The 21,065-nt window shown below is 63.8% G+C and carries 21 protein-coding genes; 8 read left to right on the top strand and 13 right to left on the bottom strand.

Features of this window, described 5'->3' with window-relative positions; all coding sequences use genetic code 11:
* Window positions 1-64 precede the first annotated feature (64 nt).
* From FIU91_RS09405 to acs, 4 genes are read right to left on the bottom strand one after another with little or no spacing between them, the layout of a single operon-like run.
* Window positions 65-1,849 (bottom strand): sodium:solute symporter family protein, encoded by a 1,785-nt coding sequence (locus FIU91_RS09405; protein ID WP_093012954.1) that lies wholly within the window; start codon window positions 1,847-1,849, stop codon window positions 65-67.
* A 5-nt stretch (window positions 1,850-1,854) separates the two neighbouring features.
* Complete coding sequence (locus FIU91_RS09400) at window positions 1,855-2,136, bottom strand: DUF4212 domain-containing protein (protein ID WP_152462255.1); 282 nt, start codon at window positions 2,134-2,136, stop codon at window positions 1,855-1,857.
* A 40-nt stretch (window positions 2,137-2,176) separates the two neighbouring features.
* Window positions 2,177-2,863, bottom strand: a complete 687-nt coding sequence (locus tag FIU91_RS09395; protein ID WP_152463702.1) for an adenylate kinase — start codon at window positions 2,861-2,863, stop codon at window positions 2,177-2,179.
* Entirely contained in the window at window positions 2,863-4,821 is a 1,959-nt protein-coding gene (acs, locus tag FIU91_RS09390) for an acetate--CoA ligase (protein WP_152462254.1), read from the bottom strand. Before acs ends, FIU91_RS09395 begins: the two co-directional genes overlap by 1 nt.
* A 464-nt stretch (window positions 4,822-5,285) precedes the next feature.
* Between acs and FIU91_RS09385 the strand changes: the two genes are divergently transcribed.
* Window positions 5,286-5,450 (top strand): DUF1328 domain-containing protein, encoded by a 165-nt coding sequence (locus FIU91_RS09385; RefSeq protein ID WP_093014589.1) that lies wholly within the window; start codon window positions 5,286-5,288, stop codon window positions 5,448-5,450.
* Window positions 5,451-5,512: 62 nt separating this feature from the next.
* Here FIU91_RS09385 and FIU91_RS09380 read toward each other — a convergent pair whose 3' ends face one another.
* The gene (locus FIU91_RS09380) at window positions 5,513-6,313 is read right to left on the bottom strand and encodes a response regulator (protein WP_152462253.1); all 801 of its coding nucleotides are present in this window, start codon (window positions 6,311-6,313) and stop codon (window positions 5,513-5,515) included.
* Window positions 6,314-6,361: 48 nt separating this feature from the next.
* On the opposite strand from FIU91_RS09380, the gene FIU91_RS19405 reads away from it, so the two are divergent.
* The 5 genes from FIU91_RS19405 to FIU91_RS09360 are packed head-to-tail and all read left to right on the top strand — an operon-like array spanning window position 6,362 to window position 10,578.
* Window positions 6,362-6,598, top strand: coding sequence for a NepR family anti-sigma factor (locus FIU91_RS19405; RefSeq protein ID WP_139218720.1), 237 nt, complete (start codon window positions 6,362-6,364; stop codon window positions 6,596-6,598).
* Window positions 6,595-7,152 carry an RNA polymerase sigma factor gene (locus FIU91_RS09375; RefSeq protein ID WP_093014583.1) on the top strand — a complete coding sequence of 186 codons (558 nt, stop codon included), beginning with the start codon at window positions 6,595-6,597 and terminating at the stop codon, window positions 7,150-7,152. Before FIU91_RS19405 ends, FIU91_RS09375 begins: the two co-directional genes overlap by 4 nt.
* Before the next feature lie 2 nt (window positions 7,153-7,154).
* On the top strand, window positions 7,155-8,891 hold the full coding sequence (locus tag FIU91_RS09370) for a sensor histidine kinase (RefSeq protein ID WP_152462252.1): 1,737 nt from the start codon (window positions 7,155-7,157) through the stop codon (window positions 8,889-8,891).
* Entirely contained in the window at window positions 8,891-9,832 is a 942-nt protein-coding gene (locus tag FIU91_RS09365) for an amidoligase family protein (RefSeq protein ID WP_152462251.1), read from the top strand. The genes FIU91_RS09370 and FIU91_RS09365 overlap by 1 nt, the downstream gene beginning before the upstream one ends.
* Window positions 9,829-10,578, top strand: coding sequence for a gamma-glutamyl-gamma-aminobutyrate hydrolase family protein (locus FIU91_RS09360; protein ID WP_152462250.1), 750 nt, complete (start codon window positions 9,829-9,831; stop codon window positions 10,576-10,578). The genes FIU91_RS09365 and FIU91_RS09360 overlap by 4 nt, the downstream gene beginning before the upstream one ends.
* Before the next feature lie 305 nt (window positions 10,579-10,883).
* Here the strand turns inward: FIU91_RS09360 and FIU91_RS09355 are convergent, their stop codons facing one another.
* The 3 genes from FIU91_RS09355 to FIU91_RS09345 all read right to left on the bottom strand — a co-directional run bounded on the left by FIU91_RS09355 (window position 10,884) and on the right by FIU91_RS09345 (window position 12,733).
* Complete coding sequence (locus FIU91_RS09355) at window positions 10,884-11,117, bottom strand: hypothetical protein (RefSeq protein WP_152462249.1); 234 nt, start codon at window positions 11,115-11,117, stop codon at window positions 10,884-10,886.
* A 72-nt stretch (window positions 11,118-11,189) separates the two neighbouring features.
* The gene (locus FIU91_RS09350; RefSeq protein WP_152462248.1) at window positions 11,190-12,086 is read right to left on the bottom strand and encodes a nickel/cobalt transporter; all 897 of its coding nucleotides are present in this window, start codon (window positions 12,084-12,086) and stop codon (window positions 11,190-11,192) included.
* Window positions 12,068-12,733 carry a DUF1007 family protein gene (locus FIU91_RS09345; RefSeq protein ID WP_152462247.1) on the bottom strand — a complete coding sequence of 222 codons (666 nt, stop codon included), beginning with the start codon at window positions 12,731-12,733 and terminating at the stop codon, window positions 12,068-12,070. Before FIU91_RS09345 ends, FIU91_RS09350 begins: the two co-directional genes overlap by 19 nt.
* Before the next feature lie 162 nt (window positions 12,734-12,895).
* Between FIU91_RS09345 and FIU91_RS09340 the strand changes: the two genes are divergently transcribed.
* Window positions 12,896-14,182, top strand: a complete 1,287-nt coding sequence (locus FIU91_RS09340; protein ID WP_152462246.1) for an ATP-binding protein — start codon at window positions 12,896-12,898, stop codon at window positions 14,180-14,182.
* A 105-nt stretch (window positions 14,183-14,287) separates the two neighbouring features.
* A complete protein-coding gene (locus tag FIU91_RS09335; protein WP_152462245.1) occupies window positions 14,288-14,554 on the top strand; it encodes a hypothetical protein in 267 nt (88 codons plus the stop codon).
* Window positions 14,555-14,557: 3 nt separating this feature from the next.
* On the opposite strand, the gene FIU91_RS09330 is transcribed toward FIU91_RS09335, so the two are convergent.
* The 5 genes from FIU91_RS09330 to FIU91_RS09310 all read right to left on the bottom strand — a co-directional run bounded on the left by FIU91_RS09330 (window position 14,558) and on the right by FIU91_RS09310 (window position 21,060).
* Complete coding sequence (locus FIU91_RS09330; RefSeq protein WP_254702088.1) at window positions 14,558-16,771, bottom strand: PAS-domain containing protein; 2,214 nt, start codon at window positions 16,769-16,771, stop codon at window positions 14,558-14,560.
* Window positions 16,768-17,946, bottom strand: a complete 1,179-nt coding sequence (locus FIU91_RS09325; RefSeq protein ID WP_254702087.1) for an FIST N-terminal domain-containing protein — start codon at window positions 17,944-17,946, stop codon at window positions 16,768-16,770. Before FIU91_RS09325 ends, FIU91_RS09330 begins: the two co-directional genes overlap by 4 nt.
* Window positions 17,947-17,972: 26 nt before the next feature.
* A complete protein-coding gene (locus FIU91_RS09320; RefSeq protein WP_093014557.1) occupies window positions 17,973-18,674 on the bottom strand; it encodes a response regulator transcription factor in 702 nt (233 codons plus the stop codon).
* Window positions 18,675-18,754: 80 nt separating this feature from the next.
* Window positions 18,755-20,053: a branched-chain amino acid ABC transporter permease gene (locus FIU91_RS09315; RefSeq protein WP_152462244.1), complete on the bottom strand. Its 1,299-nt coding sequence runs from the start codon at window positions 20,051-20,053 to the stop codon at window positions 18,755-18,757.
* Window positions 20,050-21,060 (bottom strand): branched-chain amino acid ABC transporter permease, encoded by a 1,011-nt coding sequence (locus tag FIU91_RS09310; RefSeq protein WP_152462243.1) that lies wholly within the window; start codon window positions 21,058-21,060, stop codon window positions 20,050-20,052. The genes FIU91_RS09315 and FIU91_RS09310 overlap by 4 nt, the downstream gene beginning before the upstream one ends.
* Window positions 21,061-21,065: the final 5 nt, after the last annotated feature.

Raw genomic sequence — 21,065 nt, 5'->3', positions numbered from 1 at the left:
GCGGAAATGAAAAACCCGGGCCGATGATCCGGCCCGGGTTCGTGTCAGTCTAGTTGCACGAGGATCAGTGATCCTGCGCGGCGCTCGCGCCACGCGGCACGCGCACGCTCTCGACCAGCTCCTTGATGTCTTCCGGAACCGGCTTCGTCATGGAGGCCACGATGTAGGCCGTGACGAAGTTCACCAGAGCCCCGACCGCACCGAACGAGGTCGACTTGATCGTGCCGAGCAGGGGATCTGCGTCGGTAAAGCTGTTGGTGCCCGGGATGAAGAACCAGCCCTTGTGCAGGAAGATATAGACCAGCGTCACGATAAGACCGGCGAGCATGCCCGCCACCGCACCGCGATTGTTGATCTTGGTCGAGAAGATACCCATCATCAGCGCCGGAAAGATCGACGCCGCCGCCAGGCCGAAGGCCAGCGCCACGGTCTGTGCCGCGAAGCCCGGCGGGTTCAGACCCAGCCAGGTGGCGACGACGATGGACACCGCCATCGCGATCCGGGCTGACAAAAGCTCGCCCTTCTCCGAGATGTTCGGCGCGAACCGCCCCTTGATGAGATCGTGCGACACCGCCGACGAGATCGCGAGCAACAGACCCGCAGCCGTCGACAGCGCGGCCGCCAGACCGCCCGCCGCGACAAGGCCGATGACCCAGCCGGGAAGGTTCGCGATCTCGGGGTTGGCGAGCACGAGGATGTCGTTGTTGAAGTTGGTCAGCTCGTTGCCGTCCCAACCGTCTTCCTCGGCCCGCGCCTGCATGTCGGGATCGCTATCGTTGTAGTACTGGATGCGGCCATCGCCGTTCTTGTCCTCCCAGCCCAGGAGGCCGGTCTGCTGCCAGGTCGCCATCCAATCGTAGGCAGGGTCGGTCTCGATCTGTTCGACCGTCACCGCCTGCGCGTCCGTGCCTTCCGGCCAGAAGAGCTCGGTGATGTTGAGCCGCGCCATCGCGCCGACCGCCGGGGCGGTGAGGTAGAGAAGCGCGATGAAGACCAGCGCCCAGCCCGCCGACCAGCGTGCATCTGCGACGCGGGGGACGGTGAAGAAGCGCATGATAACGTGCGGCAGACCCGCCGTGCCGATCATCAGCGACAGCGTGAACAAGAGCATGTTGAACGTATCGCCGTTATGCGCGGTGTACTCGTTGAAGCCAAGCTCGGTCACGATCTGGTCGAGACGCTCGAGAAGCGGCTGTCCCGAGGCCTGGTGCTCGCCAAAGAGGCCGAGCGCGGGAACCGGGTTGCCGGTCAGCTGCAGCGAGATGAAGATGGCCGGGATCGTATAGGCCATGATCAGCACGCAATATTGCGCCACCTGCGTGTAGGTCACGCCCTTCATGCCGCCAAATACTGCGTAGGCGAAGACGACGACCGCGCCGATCAGAAGGCCGGTCGTATTGTCGACCTCGAGGAAGCGGCCGAAGGCCACGCCGACGCCGGTCATCTGGCCGATCACGTAGGTCACCGAGGCGACGATCAGGCAGATCACCGCGACAAGCCGCGCGGTCGGGCTGTAGAACCGGTCGCCGATGAACTCGGAGACGGTGAACTTGCCGAACTTGCGCAGGTACGGCGCGAGCAGAAGCGCGAGCAGCACGTAGCCGCCGGTCCAGCCCATGAGGTAGGTCGAGTTGTCGTAACCGGTGAAGGCGATGAGGCCCGCCATCGAGATGAAGGAGGCTGCCGACATCCAGTCCGCCGCCGTCGCCATGCCGTTCGTCACCGGGTGTACACCGCGGCCTGCGGCATAGAAATCCGACGTGGAACCTGCGCGCGCCCAGATGGCGATGCCGATATAAAGCGCGAAGGATGCGCCCACGAAGATGATATTGATCGTTGTCTGATCCATGACGCTTACTCCTCGTCCACGCCGAACTGACGGTCGAGCTTGTTCATCCGCCAGGCATAGAAAAAGATCAGCACCAGGAAGACGAGGATCGAGCCTTGCTGGGCGAACCAGAAGCCAAGATCCGTGCCGCCCACGGAAATGCCGGAAAGCGCCGGGCGCAGCAGGATGCCGAAGCCGAAGCTCACCAATGCCCAGATGATCAGGCTGATGAAGATGAGACGGATATTGGCCTTCCAGTAGGCCTTTCCGTCCGATGTGACCTGAGAGGTCGTTCGTGTGTCCGCCATGGTTGCGGGTCCTCCTCCTTGAAAACGAAGCGCGCGGGGTTCAGCCGCGCGTCCGGGTTACGATCGCACCGAGATCTCGGGCGATATCGTCGATTGCGCCCATTGCCGGCACGCGGGTCAGCGCGCCCTGGGCGTCGTAATGCGCGATGAGGGGCGCGGTCTGGGCGTGATACGCCTCGAGCCGCGCACCGACCGTCTCCGCGGAATCGTCGGCGCGCCGGGTCATCTCCGTGCCGCCGCAATTGTCGCAGACACCGTCCATCTCGGGGGTCTTGAAGCTGTCATGATAGCCCTCGCCGCAGGCGGCGCAGGTGTAGCGCCCGGAGATGCGCGTCACCATCTCGACGTCGTCCACCTCGAGGCTGATCGCGGCGTTGATCCGCTGCCCGCGCTCCCTGAGAAGCGCATCGAGCGCTTCGGCCTGCGCCGCGGTGCGGGGGAAGCCGTCGAGGATCACGCCGCGCGCCGTGTCGGGCTCGGCGAGCCGGTCGGCGAGGATACGCGTGACGATCTCGTCCGAGACAAGATCGCCCGCTTCCATCACGGCCTTCGCCTGCCGGCCGGCGTCGGTGCCTGATTTCACGGCCGCGCGCAGCATGTCTCCGGTCGAGAGCTGCACCAGTCCGAACGCGCTTTCGAGCCGCCGTGCCTGCGTGCCTTTCCCGGCGCCCGGAGGGCCGAGAAGGATGAAGACCGGGGCCGCTTGCGAGGCATCCTGACCGTCCATCATTCAGCTCCCCGATTCATCCTGTTCTCGATGAGGTCGTCGACGACTTCGGGTTCGGCGAGGGTGGAGGTGTCGCCGAGGGATCCGTAGTCGTTCTCTGCGATCTTGCGCAGGATGCGGCGCATGATCTTGCCCGAGCGGGTCTTGGGCAGGCCGGGGGCCCATTGGATGAGGTCCGGCGAGGCGATGGGGCCGATCTCCTGGCGGACCCAGTTCCTGAGCTCCTTCTTGAGATCGTCCGAGGGCTCCTGGCCCTTCATCAGCGTCACGTAGCAGTAGATGCCCTGGCCCTTGACGTCGTGGGGGTAGCCGACGACCGCGGCCTCGGCGACCTTCTCGTGCGCGACGAGCGCCGACTCGACCTCTGCCGTGCCCATCCGGTGACCGGAGACGTTGATCACGTCGTCGACCCGGCCGGTGATCCAGTAATCGCCGTCCGCGTCGCGCCGGCAGCCGTCGCCCGAGAAGTAATAGCCCTTGTATTGCTGGAAATAGGTATTCTCGAAGCGCTCGTGATCGCCCCAGACCGTGCGCATCTGGCCGGGCCAGCTATCCGCGATGGCCAGAACTCCCTCGGCGGGGCTGTCCTCGATCACCTTGCCCGATTCGGTCTCGAGCACGACGGGCTTCACGCCGAAGAACGGCTTCATCGCCGCGCCGGGCTTGGTCGCATGGGCGCCGGGCAGGGGGGTCATCAGGTGGCCGCCCGTCTCGGTCTGCCACCAGGTGTCGACGATCGGGCAGCGCTCCTGGCCGACGACGCGGTGATACCAGTCCCAGGCCTCGGGGTTGATCGGCTCGCCGACCGTGCCGAGGATGCGCAGGGACGACAGGTCCGAGCCCGTCACGTGCTCCTCGCCCTGGCCCATCAGCGCGCGGATCGCCGTCGGCGCGGTGTAGAACTGGTTCACCCCGTGCTTCTCGCAGACCTGCCAGAAGCGGCCCGCATCGGGATAGGTCGGCACGCCCTCGAACATCAGCGTCGTCGCGCCGTTGGCGAGGGGCCCGTAGACGATGTAGCTGTGCCCCGTCACCCAGCCGACATCGGCGGTGCACCAGTAGATGTCGCCGTCATGGTAGTCGAAGGTGACCTCGTGGGTGAGGCTGGCGAAGACGAGATAGCCGCCGGTGGTGTGCACGACGCCCTTGGGCTGGCCGGTCGAGCCGCTCGTGTAGAGGATGAAGAGCGGATCCTCGGCCCCCATCTCTTCGGCCGGGCAGTCGGTGCCCGCCTCGGCCATCGCCGCGCTGAGGTCGACATCGCGCCCCTCGGTCCAGGTGGTCTGCCCGCCGGTGCGCTTCACGACGAGGCATTTGACGCTGTCCTTGCAATGCAGAAGCGCCTTGTCCGCGTTCGACTTGAGCGCGGTCTTGCGTCCGCCGCGCGGGGCCTCGTCGGCGGTGATCACCACCTTGGCATCGCAGCCATTGACCCGCTGGCCGAGCGCATCGGGCGAGAAGCCCGCGAAGACCACCGAATGGATCGCGCCGATCCGCGCGCAGGCGAGCATCGCGTAGGCCGCCTCGGGGATCATCGGCAGGTAGAGCACCACCCGGTCGCCGCGCCCGACGCCCTGGTCCTTGAGCACGTTCGCCATGCGGCAGACCTGCTCGTGGAGCTGGCGGTAGGTGATGTGCTGGGCGTCCTCGCCGGGCTCGTCCGGCTCCCAGATGATCGCGGTCCGGTCGCCGCGGGTCTCCAGATGCCGGTCGATGCAGTTCTCGGCGACGTTCAGCTTGCCGTCCTCGTACCACTTGATCGAGACCGAGCCGTAGTCGAAATTCACATCCTTGATCTTCGTCGGCGCCTTGGCCCAGTCGAGCCGCTTTGCCTGCTCGCCCCAGAACCCCTCGGGATCCTCGATCGAGCGCGCATACATCTCCCGGTACCGCGCCGCATCCACATGCGCCTTCGACACCATCTCGTCGCTCGGCGCGTAGATCTTCACATCACTCATATCGCCTCCTCCTGAACATCGCATGGCCATGCGACTCCCCCGTCGCGACCATGGAATTTGCGCCTGACGATACGGCAGCTGTGAAAACAAGGAAACAAGTACCTCAAAACGCGAAAGGTTTTTGTAAATATATTTTCCAAGAGCGAATGTAGTTGTAAACATAGTTCACTCTTTGCGTATAAATACCGCAAGCGCAGCGATGTTAGCGGCTGTCAGATTGGCGCAGGAGATACACGCTGTCCGGCCACAACGCGCCTGCAACGCAGTGGCCCGTCGAGGCAGCGGACCATCACGTCATCGCAAGACTTGTCTTCTCTCCACGTGCGGAGCCGTCTTCTTCAGGTTGACGTGTCCGATCTAACGCAAGGGAACCGAGTGCCATTTACAGGCGTTTCAGATGCACCATATCCGGCGCTTCCGGCCGGTGCATTTGTCCCGGGAGAAACCCGGGGGAAAGGACGATCATGCTTGGTTGGGCACTTACGTTTCTCGTCATAGCGATCATCGCCGCGGTTTTCGGCTTTGGCGGTATCGCATCGGCATCCGCCGGGATCGCGCAGATCCTGTTTTTCATCTTCCTCGTGCTGTTCATCGCCGCCATCGTCATGCGAGTGGTTCGCAAGGTATAGCGCGCACGAAAAAGCGCCGGGACAGCGATGTCCCGGCGCTTCCTAAAACAGATGGCGTCACATCAGGCCCGCAGCGTCTCCGTCGAGGAGAAGAACATGGCTTGGCTGATCGCGGAGCGGACTTGCTCTTCGGAATAGGGCTTGGAGATCAGAAACGCCGGCTCCGGTTTGTCGCCCGTCAGGAGCCGCTCTGGGAAGGCCGTGATGAAGATCACCGGCCGCTCGCCAAGATCCTTCAAGAGATCGTTCACCGCATCGACGCCGGAGGAATTGTCGGCAAGCTGGATGTCGGCGAGGATGAGATCCGGCGTTTCCTTCGAGCCGAGCTGACGCGCGCCGTCCCGGGTGCGGGCGACGCCGGTCACGCGGTGGCCGAGATCGGCGACGATGCTTTCGAGATCCATCGCGATGATCGCCTCGTCCTCGATGATGAGGACCCGGCCCGACATGCCGTCTGCCATTTCCTGCCGCGCCGTTTCGATGAGCGTTTCCGCCTCTTCGGCAGAGATGTTCATGACCTCAGCCACCTGCGAGACTGGGAACTCCTCGATCGTATGCAGAAGCAGCGCCTCGCGGCTGTTGGTCGTCAGACGCGACAAATGGCCTTGCGCGGCCTTGAGCGGGCCGTCGTCCTCTTCGGTGACCGGCGCGCCTGTTGTCACCCAGATACCATGAAACATCCCGAAAAGACCGACCTTGGCCGATGACGCGTTTGCAATCATCTCGCGGTCTGCGAGAACGGCCTCAAGGGTCGCGGCGGCATATTTGTCGCCGGATGTCTGCGACCCCGTAAGAGCGCGTGCATATCGGCGCAGATAGGGAAGAGCGGTACCGATCTCGCTGCTGAGGTCTGCCTGTGGCATAAAATTCTATCCTTCGTCGTAACTTTTTCTGGAACCTAACGTCGACACTTGCTGTTTGTTCCCGAATTAAGGGCCGGAAAATGGGCGCGCAATCCAAGTGCAAGGGAAATGATGGCTCACGATCAACCTAGTACAAAGCGAGACGATGTGATCGACGAGAATCTGAAAAAAGTGTATCGGGACATGCTTGAGCAGGATGTACCCGACCGTTTTCTCGACCTTTTGTCCCAGCTGAAAGAGCAAGACGAGGCCAAGGTAAGCAATTCGGGCGAGAATGACGAATGAGTGCAGATCCCCGCGACGAGCTGGTCGAGCATCTGCCAGCACTGCGCGCCTTCGCTCTGTCGCTGACGCGTAATGGATCACTTGCCGATGACATGGTTCAGGACGCGCTTGTAAAGGCGTGGACCAAGATCCATACGTTCGAGCCCGGAACGAACATGCGCGCCTGGCTCTTTACGATCCTGCGGAACACCTATTACTCGAACCGGCGCAAGGCCGGCCGCGAGGTTGGCGATGCAGACGGCCTCTTGACGGAGACACTCTCTGAAAAGCCGGCCCATGACGGGCGCTTGCAGATGGCCGACTTCATGCGCGCCTTCCAGACGCTCAACGACGAGCAGCGTGAAGCGCTGATCCTGGTCGGAGCGTCAGGGTTTTCTTACGAGGAGGCCGCCGAGATGTGCGGCGTTGCCGTCGGCACGATCAAGAGCCGCACCAACCGGGCCCGCGCGCGTCTGACGGAGCTTCTGTCGCTGAGCGATGAAGAAGCCTTCGAGCTGACCGATCAAGCCACAATGGCAGTCGTCTCCGGCAACAAACCCGCCACAGCGAGGTAAGCATGATTGGCGCGCCAGGCCCACGTCCGATCCCGAGCGGATTGGGGGCACGGATCATTGCGTTCCTGTCGATTGCGCTGATCCCGCTTGGCCTTGTCGCGTATTTGCAAACCGCTCAGCTCGACCAGGAAACGCGCGCCCGAACGCAGCTCAGTCTCGCCGACTTGACCGAGGCGGCGATGGCACCGGAGCGGGCTCTCCTGACCCGTGCATTCGGGGCGGCCGAAGCTCTGGGAGCGATAGCGCGCGAAACCGTCGGAACCGATGAGAGCTGCGAGCTTGCGATGCGCGAGTATCAGGAGCTCAATGGCTATGTCAGCTTCGTGGGTTTTCTCGGTGTAGACGGATCGGTCTTCTGCTCGACCACCGATCAAACGATCGATCTCAGTCAGTATCCCGGCGCGATCGAGGCACTCGGTCAGCCACGACCGAAGATCCTTCGCTTTGACTTCGCTCCGGTCAGCGGCGAGTCGGTGGTATCGATATACCGGCCGGTTTTGCGCGACGGGGCACATCTGGGGCACATCATCATCTCTGTCCCGGTCCGTATCATGAGCGCCATAGAGAACCGCGAAGAGGCGGCCAATCCCGGATACATCGATGTCGTGCTCATCAACGACACAGGCGAGATCCTGAAATCGCTTGGCGAATACAATCGCCTCGGAGACCTGCTGCCCGGGGATCTCAATATCGAGACGCTGACCGAGGGGGATCAATACAGCTTCCTCGGGCGCTCTGGTTCGGGCGAGAGCTATATCTACGCAGTGGCGAGCGTCGTGCCCGACCTCGCCTATGCCCTGACCGTCTGGGATCCCGAAAGTCCGAACGCCACTGCGCTTCAGACCGGGGCTTTTGCAAAGATGCTGCCGCTCGTGATGTGGGCGGCCAGCGTGATCGTGGCCTATCTCGCGGTCAATCGTCTCGTGATCCGGCACATCCGCACCTTGCGCTACCAGATGCGGAGCTTCGCGCGCGACCGCAGGCTGCCGGCACAGTCGAGTGGATCGGACATGGCGCTCGAGCTTCGGGACATGGAGAACGACTTCCTTCAGATGTCCGACTCGATCCTCCAGGACGAAGCGCAGCTCGAGAATACGCTGCGGGAAAAAACCATCCTTCTCAAAGAGGTGCACCACAGGGTCAAAAACAACCTGCAGCTCATCTCTTCGATCATGAACATGCAAATCCGTCAGAGCGAGACGGATGAAACCAAGCGCGTCCTGCGACGGCTGCAAGACCGCATCCGAGGTCTTGCGGCAATCCACCGCCAACTTTACCGCACGGCGGATCTGGGCCATGTGGATGTGCGCGAGCTTCTCAACGAGCTTATCGATCAGGTGGCCGTCGCCGCCGAGCATGGCAATCGGAATATCAAGATCACACGCGATCTCGATCAGGTCGATGTCTATCCCGATCAGGCGATGCCGCTGTCGCTTCTGACGGCGGAAGCTTTGGCCAATGCGGAGAAATACGCACAAGCCGACAGCACCGGCTCGCAGCAGATTTCCGTCCGCCTGAAGACCACATCCGACCGGGACGTGACGCTGGAAGTCGTCAATTCCTCCGATCCCGAACATCCCCCCGAGATCGATCCGATGGGCGGGCTTGGATTGCGGCTTATTCAGGCTTTCGCGACCCAGCTCGGAGGCGAGCTTTCGCACGGCATGGAGGGCGAACGCTTCTGTGTGCGGGTCGATTTCCGGATTTCCGATTTCAAACCCGAAGTGGTGGATTATTGATGTCCGAGACGCCGAAAGCCCTGCCAGTCCCGAGGAATGCCGATGGCGCGCCCCGCAAGGTGGGCGTGGAGATCGAGTTCGGCGCGCTTGCGGAAGAGCGGGTGACCGGAATCGTCGAGGACGTGCTCGGCGGCACGCGATCTGAGCGCGGCGAGAAGGGCTACGTGATCGAAGACACCGAGATAGGCCCCGTGGAGGTCTATCTCGACACGCAATACCTCAAGCGGGCGGAGACTGCCTTGGAGCAGCGCGTCCATGATCTGGCGCGCATGGTCGTTCCGGTGGAGATCGTGACCGCTCCGATCGAGCCCGCTGACATCGCCCGGATCGACGAGTTGTGCGATGCGCTGGCCGGAGCGGGAGCCACGGGGACCGCCTCGGGGATATTCCTCGGCTTCGGCGTGCATTTCAATCCCGAGGTTGTCGACCTCTCTCTCGACAATATCCTTCCCGTGCTGCGAAGCTATGCCTTCCTTGAGGATGCGTTTCGCGATGCGATGGGCATCGACTTGGCACGGCGCATGCTGCCTTTCGTCGATCCCTATCCACGTCCGCTTCTCGATGCGCTGGCCGGAGAGGTCGAAAGCCTCGAGCATCTCATCGACATCTATCTCGACCGTGCGCCGTCGCGGAACCATGGGCTCGACATGCTGTGCCTCTTCGCCGAGATCGACCGGGACCGCGTTGCGAAGGCGATGGACCTGAACCTTGTCTCCGCGCGACCGACCTACCATTTCCGGCTGCCCGACGCCCGGATCGACGAGGACGGTTGGTCGCTCGGCCTTGAATGGAACCGCTGGGTGCGCGTCGAGGAAGTGGCGCAGGACGCGGATCTTGTCGCAGAGCTCTGCAACGCCTGGCGCGACCACCGCGGACGCCTCACCACGACGCGCGGCGATTGGACTAAACGGTCCGCCGAGATCGTCGGAGGCTTCGCATGAGCACCCGACATCCGGTGATCGGCGTGACGGTCTCGCGCCGTTCGGGCTGGCGCATCTTCCCCATCATGGCGCTCAATATCTGGCTGGCCGGCGGGCGTGCGATCCGCTGGCAAAGTGACCGGGAGATCGATCTCGACGCGGTCGATGGCGTGGTCATCGGCGGCGGTGACGATATCGCACCGACGCTTTACGGGGGAGAGTTGCGCGTAGGCGTTCGTCTCGATCCCGACCGCGACGAGCTGGAAAGCTCCGTCCTGAAGGAAGCTTTCGAGCGGAACCTTCCGATCCTCGGGATCTGCCGCGGCTCGCAGATGCTCAACGTTGTGCTGGGAGGTGACCTGCACCAGGACGCCTACGACGTCTACGATTCGCGCTACTATCGGACGATCCTGCCGAAAAAGCGCGTCGACGTGGAAGAGGGCAGCCTTCTGTCCCGCGTGACCGGGAAGGACTGCCTCAAGGTCAATGCATTGCACTCGCAAGCCGTACACAAGCTCGGGCGCGGGCTTCGGGTGGCGGCCCGCGACGAGGGCGGCATGATCCAGGCGATCGAGCGCATCCGCGATCCGATGGCGATCGGCGTTCAATGGCATCCCGAGCACATCTTCTACCGCCGCGCACATCGCCGTCTTTTCAAGGCGTTGATAGAAGCAGCGCTGGCCCGGATGGCCTCGCGGGGCCAGCTTGCCGCAGCCCATGAAGAAGCGGCTCAGGCCGAACAGCAGCGTGCCAATCTGCCGCTCTAGTGGCGATATTGTCACGAAATCTGCCGGTAATCTTACAAGACCGTGACGGTGACGGAACTTTAGGAAGTGGGGCGCAGTTTGTTTGCCAAATAAAGAGCAGAAGGACGCGCAGAAAATGACACAGACTTTCATCCTAGGTCTCGTCGCGCTCTCCTTCGTCACCGCAATCATCTACGCGCTGACGGGTAGAAAGCGCGACAGGGATTACGACCAACGCAGCCGCTGACCAAGACATCAGTTCGGTTCTCACACGAGGAAAGGGGTGGCCCGACGGCCACCCCTTTTCGCGTTCATATCGGACGTTTTCAGTAAGCGTCGAAGTCCCTGTCGACCTCGGCCATGTCGACGAAGGCCGGCGGAGTGCCTTCCTCCAGCTCGGATGCAGGCGCAGTCGCGACGCGGTAGGGAGGCGCGATGTCGGTATCGAATTCCTGCACGAGCCGCGCCGCGTCTGCCGGGCTGAAGCCCGGGGCAAGCGCTTCCTGATCGTCAAGCACGATCCCGTCCGTGACGGGGAGGGGGCGAGGAATGTCGGACATTCTGGATACCGCAGTCTACAGTTAAGACATCTTGCCAACGCGCGGGGGCGCGAATGGTTCCCGCCACGGCAGCTATATCTGCAGGGCGATTGCCTGAGCCGCGATTAGGATCACGGCAGCACCGGCACAGATCTCCAGGATTGGCCCCAGTCTTGCCAGCCGCGGATTGTCACTGAGCCCTGTCAGAATGGCCTGGCGCGAGGAGGTGGCCAGGATCGCGACGAGGATCGTAACGGCCGCCGTGCCTAAGCCCATCGCGAACGCGCCCGCGATCCCGATCCAAGGCAGGTCGATATACCAGGCGATCACCAGAAGAAACAGCGCGCCGGTGCACGGCCGGATCGCAATAGCACCGATCAGCGCGGCGATGTCTCGTGCGCCGCCAGCCCGCGCCAGGTCGTCGGGCGAGGGGGCATGTGCATGCCCGCAGCCGCAGGCCTCGTGATGCGCGTGATCGTGATGATGCGCGGCCGGCGTTTGCCGCCGCAGATGCCGCATTCCGCGGATGATCAGCCACAAACCGATCGCGCCAATTGCGCCGAAACTGATGACGGCCAGATGTCCGTCGGCCATATCCGTCAGCGCCTCGCGGGAGATGCCGAGCAGCCCGAAGCCGAGCGCCACGAGCCCGACGGCGGTCATGGCCTGCCCGAGGGACGAGGCGAGCGCGACGAGCGCAAGGGTGCGAAGCTTCACCGCGCTCCCGACCCCGTAACCGCCGATGAGAAACTTGCCGTGCCCCGGACCTGCCGCGTGGACGAACCCGTAGGCGAAACAGAGCGAGAGAACCGTCAGCGTCGCGCCTGGATCACCCGCCTGCAACGCCCGGAGCGCCCCCGCAAGCCCGTTCTGGAACTCGCGTTGCCAACTCGCCGCCCAGGCCGCGACATCGTCTGCCGTGCCGATCAGGAGCGCGGCAAGGCCCAGGGCGAGCACGAGGGCGGCGGGGATCAGCCTGTCTGCGCGCATGAGAACACAAACCTGTCAGCAAAGAGGATGCCGATATCGGGCAGATCCACCGTTTCGAAAGGATCCTCGGTCTCGTCGATCTCGGCAAGAAGCTCGCCGTACTTGTCCTGCGCTGCCTCGGTATCGGCCTCGGTGCGTTCGACGGTGCAGGACACAGGCCCCGTCGCTTCGGGCGTTGTCGGAACGTCATACGCGACGAAATAGGTCGGATCATAAGCGCGCGCGATGATTGCCTCACCTCCCGGCAAGACGGGCTCTTCAAGCGGGCGGACGTGGCGGGTCACGAGACTGCCATCCTGATAGCTCGCCTCATGCGCTTCGGCGGTTTCGAGCGCGAGAGGCGTCCCCCCGAGCTGGACATCGAAATCGCCCGGAAAGCCGCCAGCCCAATCGACATCGGTGCCGGCAAAGGCATCGAGACGCTCTTGCTCAGGCACGCCGTCCCCATCCGCATCGAGACCCGCCTCCTCGACGGTGAGCATCGAGTAGAAGGCATCGTAGCTCCATTCCACTTCGACAGCGACCAGCTGACCCTCCTCGTCAAAGCGCAGGTCGAACGTGGTGTCGATGAAGATATGCGGATGCGCCGATACCGCCGTCGCGGCGGCAGACAGGCAGAGCGCAAGAGCGGTGGCAACGCGAGGCATGGCAGGGCGGCCTTGCTGAACATTCGGTTTGCGACGTGTATCCGGTCGCGCGGGGCGTTCCAAGGGTAGGGAGCGGTCCGATTGTCGGGTTTCCGCCGAAGCCAGATCTTGTGCCTCGCATTACTGATGGCGCGGGCCATGAGGCTGCGCTAGCACTGTGCCATGAGCTTCGACTGGCTGAAACGCACCATGCCCCGCGGCCTTTACGGGCGGGCTTTTCTCATCCTGATCCTGCCGGTGGTCACGCTGCAGCTCGTGGTCTCGGTGGTCTTCATCCAGCGCCATTTCGAGGGCGTGACCCGCCAGATGACCTCGGAAATCGCGCGCTCGCTCAATGTCGCGATGCAGCCTGACGACCAGATTCGGCCGTTGTCCCTCGATTTCGAGGTAATCGGCGTCTCGGAAGACGGCATTCCGGCTGGATCGGATCGGCGCTGGTATGACTTCTCCGCGCTGGTGGTGATCGACGAGCTGATGAGTCGCGTGCGCGGCATCCGGCAGGTCGTGACCCCGAACGACGCAGATGTTTTCGTCTTTCTCGAGAGAGATGGCGAGCTCTACCGCGTGCGGTTCGGACGGAACCGTGCGTCGGCATCGAACCCGCACCAGCTTCTTGTGAACATGATCTTTTTCGGCGTCTTGATGACGACGATCGCCTATCTCTACCTGCGGAACCAGCTGCGACCTATCACGCGGCTTGCGGATGCCGCCGAAGCGTTCGGACGCGGCCGGCACGTTGCCTATACCCCGGCGGGCGCGCGCGAGGTCCGCATCGCGGGTCATGCCTTTCTCGACATGCGCGCCCGGATCGAGCGGCAGATCGAACAGCGCACGATGATGCTGTCAGGGGTGAGCCACGATCTGCGAACGCCGCTCACGCGGATGAAGCTGGAACTTTCCATGCTGAGCGAGGAGGAACGCTCCGCGCTCGAGGGCGATGTCACCGAGATGGAGCGGCTGATCGACGCTTTCCTCGATTTCGCGCGGGGCGATGCCGAGGCAGGAACGGCGGAACCGACGGACCCCGCCGCGCTGGTTCGGGCCATTGTCGACGATCAGGTCCGCGCGGGCCGCGATGTTCAGCTTGCTGAGGTCGAGGGGCAGGGCGATGTTCCGCTCCGGTCGGTGTCGATCCGCCGCGCGGTCGAGAACCTGATCGGCAACGCGGTGCGCTATGGCTCGCGCTGCGAGGTAAGCCTCAGGATCACGCCGAACGCGCTCAGGATTCGCGTGGAAGATGACGGTCCCGGCATCCGGCCCGAGGATCGCGAGGAGGCCGTGCGCCCCTTCGTCCGCCTAGATCCATCGCGCAACCAGAACCGTGGCTCTGGCGTCGGGCTCGGGCTCGCCATTGCCGCCGATATCGCGCGTGCGCATGGCGGTGTGCTTCGCCTCGGCGCGAGCGAGACACTCGGCGGGCTTCGCGCCGATATCGTGATCGGACGGTGATCCCAAAAATTCGACCGAAACTTCGCGTCCTCGCCATATTGGGGCCCCGGTCACGGCGGTGACTGGCGGCATCAGCGACTCTCAATCCACGGAACGAGGTCCGCCATGCACAAGGTCATCATCGCCGCCAGTCTTTCGCTGCTTCCGCTCACGGCACAGGCCCAAACCCGGAGCGTCGAGATCGAGATCCGGCCCGGTCCGGCACAGCCCGCACCGCAGGGGGCTGATACCGGCCAATGGTTCACCACGCCCGATGGCTGCACCTACAGCCGTGTCGGCCCGCCCGGCGCAGAGCCGCGGTGGATCATCGTGAAAAACCCGCGTCATATTGGCCGGCCGAACGCGCATCGCGGCTGCAAGGCGATGCTCTGAGCCTCAAGGCACGGCGCGCGCGGCCTCGGTCAGGAATTGTCCGAGACGCGTCCGGTCGAGCGGTTTCAGCATCCGCTCGACGCCCAGACTTTCGCACGTGCGCCGGACCTCCTCGGAGCGATCGGCGGTCAGGATCAGGGCAGGGCGCGGACCGAACCGCCGGGTGAGTTCCACCAGCAGGTCGGTGCCGCTCAACCCGGGTCCGAGCTGCTGATCGAGGATCATCGCGTCGGGCATCAGCTCAAGATCGGCGATGAGGTCGATCGCGGCTTCACCATCTCCAGCCTCGATCACGTCCGCGCCCCAGCTTTCCATCAGAAGCTGCATCGCGCGGCGGAGTTCCGGCTCGTTCTCCACCAAAAGGACGATGAGTCCCGTGCGCCCGAGGTCGATCTTTCTCGGTGCCTGGGCCGAGATGACGCGCGGCTGCGCGCGGCCCGCGAGCGGCACGCTGACCTGAAAGCAGGAGCCGCGTCCCGGCTCCGACCAGAGGCCCAGCGGATGACCGAGCCGCGCACAGGCGCGCTCCACGATGGCAAGGCCGAGGCCAAGCCCGTCGTTGCGGCTCGCCTTTGAATCGAGACGCTGGAATTCCTCGAAGATGCGGTCCTGGTCCTCTTCGGCGATGCCGGGACCGCTGTCCCAGACCTCGATCCGGGCCGAATTGCCCTGGCGCCGTACGCCGATGAGGACGCGTCCCGTCTCCGTGTAGCGGATCGCATTGGCGGCAAGGTTCTGGATGACGCGGCGCAGATAGGCGGGGTCGCTTTCCACGGTGAGGGCGCTGTCGACGATGGAAAAGCCGAGACCCTTGTCGGTGGCGAGAACTTCCATCTCGTCCCGGAGCGGCAGAAAAATCTCGCTCAGCGCGACCGGCCGGATGTCGAAACGCTGCCTGTCGCTGTCGAGCTTGGAGATGTCGAGAAGCGCGTCGATCAGGCTGACCGCGCTCTTGATCGCGGAGCCGGCTTTGGCCGCAACTTGCCGGTCCGCGTCGTTCTCGAGCCGGCCCGCGAGCGAAGAGATGAAGAGCTCGGCCGCCGACAGCGGTTGAAGCAGGTCGTGCGAGGCCGCGGCGACGAAGCGGTTCTTGGAGGCATTGGCGCGCTCCGCCGCGCCGAGGGCATCCTCAAGTTCAAGCGTGCGTTCCATGACACGCTGTTCGAGCATCTCGTTGATCTCGAAAAGCCGCTGCGCCGCTTCGCGTTCGGCGGTCACGTCCGTCACCGAAACGAGGAAGCCGCCATCGGGCAGGCCGCTGCCGAAGACATGCAAAACGTCCCGCCGTCCGTGCCGCACCTCGAACGAGATGGGCTCTCCGCGGCCCTGGCGAGACGCCCAGGCGCGGAAGGCCGCGCGGTCCACATCGCCAAGGAAATCCAGGTCACGGCCAAGCTGGTCGACCAGCGCCTCGAAGGCGATGCCGAGCTGGATCAAATGCGCGGGCACCGCGAGAAGCGTGCCGATGCGCCTGTTCCAGCCCAAAAGCAGACCGTCTTCGTCGAAGATGGCAACGCCCTGGTTGAGATGGTCGAGGGTCGCCTGGATAAGCCGGGCCTGCGCGCTCTCGAGCCGTGCACGTTCCTGGCGTTCGATGCGGATGAGGTCGGTCACGTCGGTCTGCAAAACAACGGTGCCGCCCTTGCCCGTGCGCTGCTCGGAGACCTGCAGCCAGCGGTCCTGCGTCAGCTCGACGTTGAACATCACGTTGCGGTCCTGATGCCGCTCCAGACGGCGCACGCGCCAGCCTGCGGGGGTATCCGCGTCGGGCAGGGCGAGGTAGCGGCTGGACGCGATCCGGTCGATATATTCGTTGAAACTCATCCCGGCGGTCAGTTTCGGAGCCACATCGCGGAAATCGCGGCAGAAGCGCGAGTTGAACATCACCAGCCGGTCATTTGGATCGAAGAGCGCAAAGCCTTCCTTGACGGTCTCGATCGCATCGGCAAGGTCGCGGCGGGCATCCTGTGCCTCCGCGCTGGCGCTCGCGAGACGCGCATTGGAATCCTGGAGAAGGTCGAGCGTCCGCTCGAGCTCGGAGGTGCGCTGGCGGACCTGTTTTTCCAGAAGCGCGGCTCGCTCGAATTGCGCGAAGGCCACGCCCGATTGCGATGTCTGGTTCTCGATCCGCCGCATGAGCGCGTCAGTGATCTGCAAAAGCTTTTCGTTCTGACGCTCTATCGTGTCGGACGGATTGATGAGCGAGGTCGAGGTCAATTCGTGTCGTCCTCCGGGCGGAAGAAGGCGACGCCTGTCAGGGTCTGGTTGACGTGCAGCGCGCCGATCTGCTCACCATAGGTCGAGAACCCGGTCACGTTGTGGCGGCGCAGGATCTCGGAAATGGCACGTGCCTTCTGGCTTTGCTCGGCTTCGATGCGCCGCAGGATGCAGTCGCAGGCGAGGATCTCCACGGGCGCGCCGTCCTCCTGCATCGCACCGAGCCGATCCTCGAGATGTTCGGCGATATCGGCGTGATCGGCGAGGGTCAGCACCATGCCTTCGTTGATCGCGGAGAAGAAGACAAGCTCGCCGGCGTCGTTCACGCGCTGAATCGCACGGACGTGGTGGACATCGCCCAGGCGAACGACGACGGGATGTGCCGCGAAGATGAAGGGATCGAGCTGGTGAGGATCCTTGCCAAGAAGCCGGGCATATTCGGCGGCGGCGGGCTCGGCGTTGATCTCTGTAACGATCCGTTCCTCGGGACGGGCGCCGGTCACGACCATCCGCGTCTCGGTCGGTTCGAGATGATCGAGCGTGAAGACCTTGACCGGCGCACGCGAGCGCACGAGCGCGACAACCGCCGCGTTCCGACGCGCCGCGCCGCCGAAGTGGATCTGGGTCTCGGCAAAGCGGGTTCCGTCGCCGGACGACCCTCCGAACAAGGGCATGGAACCGAGCCCGGTCGCCAGAAGCGTCGTCAGGCGTTCCTCGGCCAGCGACAAACCATCGACCATCAGAAAGGCGAATTCGGACCATGCCTCGGGCGCGCGCTCGGACAGCGTTGTCCGCGTCTGGATCACGGCGTCGATCAGAACCTGGTCCTCGATCTGCGCCAGATCCGGGATTTCCAGCGTCTCGATATAAAAATCGGCCGCGGGAAAGGCGACCGCCACGATCTCGCCGGTCTCGTAGCCGTTGCGCCCGAGTTCCCCGGCGGTCGTGCAAGCGATGAGGGGCGTATCCGGCCATGCCGATGCGACCCCTGCCAGAAGCGTATCGAAATCCGCGTCGGGCGTGACAAAGAGTGCAAGAAGCGCCATCGGTTCGGCCCCGAGCGCGTCGCGGATCTGCGAGGCGGCATCCGGATCGCGTCCGTTGACCTGGGCTGTTCGCAAGATACGCCCTGCCGCGCGCGCGGTGCGGGCCGGGCTGTCGAGTGCTCCGTCCACTGGCGTGATGTCCTCCCGGCGGGAGGTTATTGGGCTTCCTCGCCGGTTGGCAAGACCTGACTGAAGCTGGCTTTCTGCGCGATCAGAACCGCTTGGGTTCGGCTATGGACACCGAGCTTTCGCATGATGGCGGTCACATGCGCTTTCACCGTCGTCTCGGCGATGGAGAGTTCATAGGCGATCTGCTTGTTGAGCTTACCTTCGCAGATGAGTGACAAGATGCGCGATTGCTGATTGGTCAGCGTCGCCAGCCGCTCGACCGCATCGAGCGGTCCGGCATCGGATGGGCCGCCTTCGGGATCGATATAGCCTTCGGGCAGGAATGTCTCGCCGCCAGCCATTGCGCCATAGGCGCGAGAGAAGACGGCGCGTTGAGAATGCTTCGGCACGAACCCGTTCGCGCCGGCTTTCAGCGCATGTGAGATCATCCGGTTATCCGCCATCGATGAGGCGATCAGGATTGCCGCGTCGGGCACCGCCTTACGGAGCCGCACCAGGCCGTCGAGACCATTCACATCCGGCAGGTTGAGATCGAGGACGATGAAATCGGCACCATGGGTTTCGACCCGGTCGAGGGCTTCCTGCAAGGTGCCAGCGGTGGCCACGCTGTCGAATTCGCCGATCGAGGTCAGCGTGAGGGTCAGCGCATCGCAAAACAGCGGGTGATCGTCGACCACCAGCGCTTTGGTGAACTGTGTCGGCTCGGCTTGGCGCAAGGCTGGGCTCATCGCGAATGTCTTTGCTCTAGGTGTCACTTAGAGCCTACGCCGCTGCGATTGCAGGTGTCACTTGCCTAAAGGTCTTAAAGTCATCGCTCGGGCAGAAGGCCCCTCGGCGAGAAACGCAGCACCAGGAGCAGGATCACCCCCATCGTCAGAAGGCGCATGTGCTGCACGCTGTCAATAAGGTGACGCTTCAAGCCGCCATCTTCCATGCCCGAGGTCACGATGCCCATGACCGCCTGGCCCAGGGGTTCGACCTGCACCCAGGCGAACCAGATGAAGAACCCGCCGAGCACCGCGCCGAGATTGTTGCCGGACCCGCCGACGATCACCATCACCCAGATAAGGAACGTATAGCGCAGGGGCTGGTAGGAGGTCGGCGTCAGCTGCCCGTCGAGGGTCGTCATCATCGCGCCCGCGATGCCGCAGATTGCCGAACCGAGGATGAAGACCTGCAAATGCCGGCCGGTCACGTCCTTGCCCATCGCGCGCGCGGCGGTTTCGTTGTCGCGGATCGCGCGCATCATTCGGCCCCAGGGACTCCGGAGGGCGAGTTGCGCCAGGACGAGGACGATCATGAGAACGACCGTAAAGAGCACCGAATAGCCGAGCTTGACCCAGAGCGTCGACGCGGTTGTCGGGTCGAGCCCGATGCTGCCCGCGCGCTCGACGAAACCGGGATCCGCCTGCAGGTCGACCTCGTAGGGGACCGGACGCGGCAGGCCGTTGACGTTCTTGACGCCGCGGGACATCCAATCCTCGTTCTTCAGGATCGCGATGACGATCTCTGCGATGCCGAGCGTTGCGATGGCGAGGTAGTCGGACCGAAGGCCAAGCGCCGTCTTGCCGATGATCCAGGCCGCGCCCGCAGCCAGAAGCCCGCCGACGGGCCAGGCCAGAAGGACCGGCAGACCCAGCCCGCCAAGATATCCCGATGTCGCGGCATCGACCGCCTCCACCGCTTCCACGCCGGCATCGAAGACGGTCCGGAAGGCGAAGAACCCGACGAGGAGCACCGCCGCGACGGCCCAGCCGCGAACCCGGCCCGAAGTCTTCTTCCAGACGAGGATCGCAGCGACGATTGACGCCGCCCCGAGGGCGAGACCTGCAAGGATCCGCAGTCCGCCCGTGCTCCAGGCCGCGCCCACGGGGGGCATCGAGGTCAGCACGACCGCAAGCCCGCCAAGCGCGACGAAGCCCATGACGCCCACGTTGAAGAGCCCGGCAAACCCCCATTGCAGGTTCACGCCCAAGGCCATCAGCGCCGAAACGAGACCCATGTTCAGAATGATGAGCGCCGAGTTCCAGCTTTGCACGAAGCCCGTGCCCACGATCATCAGGGCAACAAGGCCGAAGAGCAGAACGGCGCGGAGACGGTCGTTCATACCGATTTCCCCCTGAACAATCCGGTCGGCCGGAAGAGAAGAACAATGACGAGGATCACGAAGCTCACGGCGAATTTGTAATCCGTGGACAGAAGCTGCACGAGGCTGTCTGGCGCGAGGGTCTCGGGCAGGGTGTATTCCAGCACCCGTTTCCAGGCATAGGTGATCGCGACTTCTGAGAAGGCGATCACGAACCCGCCCGCGATGGCTCCGATCGGCGAGCCGAGCCCGCCGACGATGGCCGCCGCGAAGATCGGGAGGAGCAGTTGGAAATAGGTGAAGGGCTTGTAGCTCTTGTCGAGCCCATAAAGCACGCCCGCGATGGTCGCCAGCGCCGCCACGATGAGCCAGGTCACCCGAACCACACGCTCGGGGTCGATCCCCGACAGAAGCGCCAGATCCTCGTTATCCGAATAGGCCCGCATGGACTTGCCCGTGCGGGTGCGGTTCAGAAACCAGAAAAGCGCGACGACGACGATGATGGCGACACCGAGCGTGATGCCTTGCGTGGTGCGGATCGCGAGACCTTCCTCGAGGCCCGTCATGTCCTGAAAATCGCGCGCCGAGATGATGAACCGCTCGCCATCGGCGAAGCGCTGGTCGTCCGGCCCCAGGATGATCCGCGTGATACCGTTATAGATGAACATCACGCCGATGGAGACGATCACCATGATGACCGGCACCACTTTCTGGGCGCGGTAGAAGCGATAGACGACACGGTCGGTCGCCAGCACGAGCGCGGCGCACGCGGCGATGCCGACGGGGATCGCCAGAAGCGCGGTCGGCAGCGGGCCGAACGTGATACCCGCCGCTTGCAGCCCCCAGGTCGCGATGATCGTCGCCATCGTTCCGAAGGCCATCGTGTCGCCATGCGCGAAGTTCGAGAACCGCAAGATCCCGTAAACCATCGTCACGCCAAGCGCGCCGATGGCAAGCTGCGCGCCATAGGCGATCGCCGGGACAAGCACGAAGTTCGACAGAACGATGAAGGCGTTGAGAAGATCCATCGGAA

It is taken from the genome of Roseivivax sp. THAF30 (genome assembly GCF_009363575.1).
GTDB classification, from domain to species: domain Bacteria; phylum Pseudomonadota; class Alphaproteobacteria; order Rhodobacterales; family Rhodobacteraceae; genus Roseivivax; species Roseivivax halotolerans.
The sequence above is the reverse complement of the archived record's forward strand: the minus strand, read 5'-3'. Positions and strand labels throughout refer to the sequence as shown.

What these genes read in the sequence shown, in the direction of transcription:
- FIU91_RS09405 (WP_093012954.1), bottom strand. Translation starts at nt 1,849, where the DNA reads ATGGATCAGACAACGATCAATATCATCTTCGTGGGCGCATCCTTCGCG.
- FIU91_RS09400 (WP_152462255.1), bottom strand. Translation starts at nt 2,136, where the DNA reads ATGGCGGACACACGAACGACCTCTCAGGTCACATCGGACGGAAAGGCC.
- FIU91_RS09395 (WP_152463702.1), bottom strand. Translation starts at nt 2,863, where the DNA reads ATGGACGGTCAGGATGCCTCGCAAGCGGCCCCGGTCTTCATCCTTCTC.
- acs (WP_152462254.1), bottom strand. Translation starts at nt 4,821, where the DNA reads ATGAGTGATGTGAAGATCTACGCGCCGAGCGACGAGATGGTGTCGAAG.
- FIU91_RS09385 (WP_093014589.1), top strand. Translation starts at nt 5,286, where the DNA reads ATGCTTGGTTGGGCACTTACGTTTCTCGTCATAGCGATCATCGCCGCG.
- FIU91_RS09380 (WP_152462253.1), bottom strand. Translation starts at nt 6,313, where the DNA reads ATGCCACAGGCAGACCTCAGCAGCGAGATCGGTACCGCTCTTCCCTAT.
- FIU91_RS09375 (WP_093014583.1), top strand. Translation starts at nt 6,595, where the DNA reads ATGAGTGCAGATCCCCGCGACGAGCTGGTCGAGCATCTGCCAGCACTG.
- FIU91_RS09370 (WP_152462252.1), top strand. Translation starts at nt 7,155, where the DNA reads ATGATTGGCGCGCCAGGCCCACGTCCGATCCCGAGCGGATTGGGGGCA.
- FIU91_RS09365 (WP_152462251.1), top strand. Translation starts at nt 8,891, where the DNA reads ATGTCCGAGACGCCGAAAGCCCTGCCAGTCCCGAGGAATGCCGATGGC.
- FIU91_RS09360 (WP_152462250.1), top strand. Translation starts at nt 9,829, where the DNA reads ATGAGCACCCGACATCCGGTGATCGGCGTGACGGTCTCGCGCCGTTCG.
- FIU91_RS09355 (WP_152462249.1), bottom strand. Translation starts at nt 11,117, where the DNA reads ATGTCCGACATTCCTCGCCCCCTCCCCGTCACGGACGGGATCGTGCTT.
- FIU91_RS09350 (WP_152462248.1), bottom strand. Translation starts at nt 12,086, where the DNA reads ATGCGCGCAGACAGGCTGATCCCCGCCGCCCTCGTGCTCGCCCTGGGC.
- FIU91_RS09345 (WP_152462247.1), bottom strand. Translation starts at nt 12,733, where the DNA reads ATGCCTCGCGTTGCCACCGCTCTTGCGCTCTGCCTGTCTGCCGCCGCG.
- FIU91_RS09340 (WP_152462246.1), top strand. Translation starts at nt 12,896, where the DNA reads ATGAGCTTCGACTGGCTGAAACGCACCATGCCCCGCGGCCTTTACGGG.
- FIU91_RS09335 (WP_152462245.1), top strand. Translation starts at nt 14,288, where the DNA reads ATGCACAAGGTCATCATCGCCGCCAGTCTTTCGCTGCTTCCGCTCACG.
- FIU91_RS09320 (WP_093014557.1), bottom strand. Translation starts at nt 18,674, where the DNA reads ATGAGCCCAGCCTTGCGCCAAGCCGAGCCGACACAGTTCACCAAAGCG.
- FIU91_RS09315 (WP_152462244.1), bottom strand. Translation starts at nt 20,053, where the DNA reads ATGAACGACCGTCTCCGCGCCGTTCTGCTCTTCGGCCTTGTTGCCCTG.
- FIU91_RS09310 (WP_152462243.1), bottom strand. Translation starts at nt 21,060, where the DNA reads ATGGATCTTCTCAACGCCTTCATCGTTCTGTCGAACTTCGTGCTTGTC.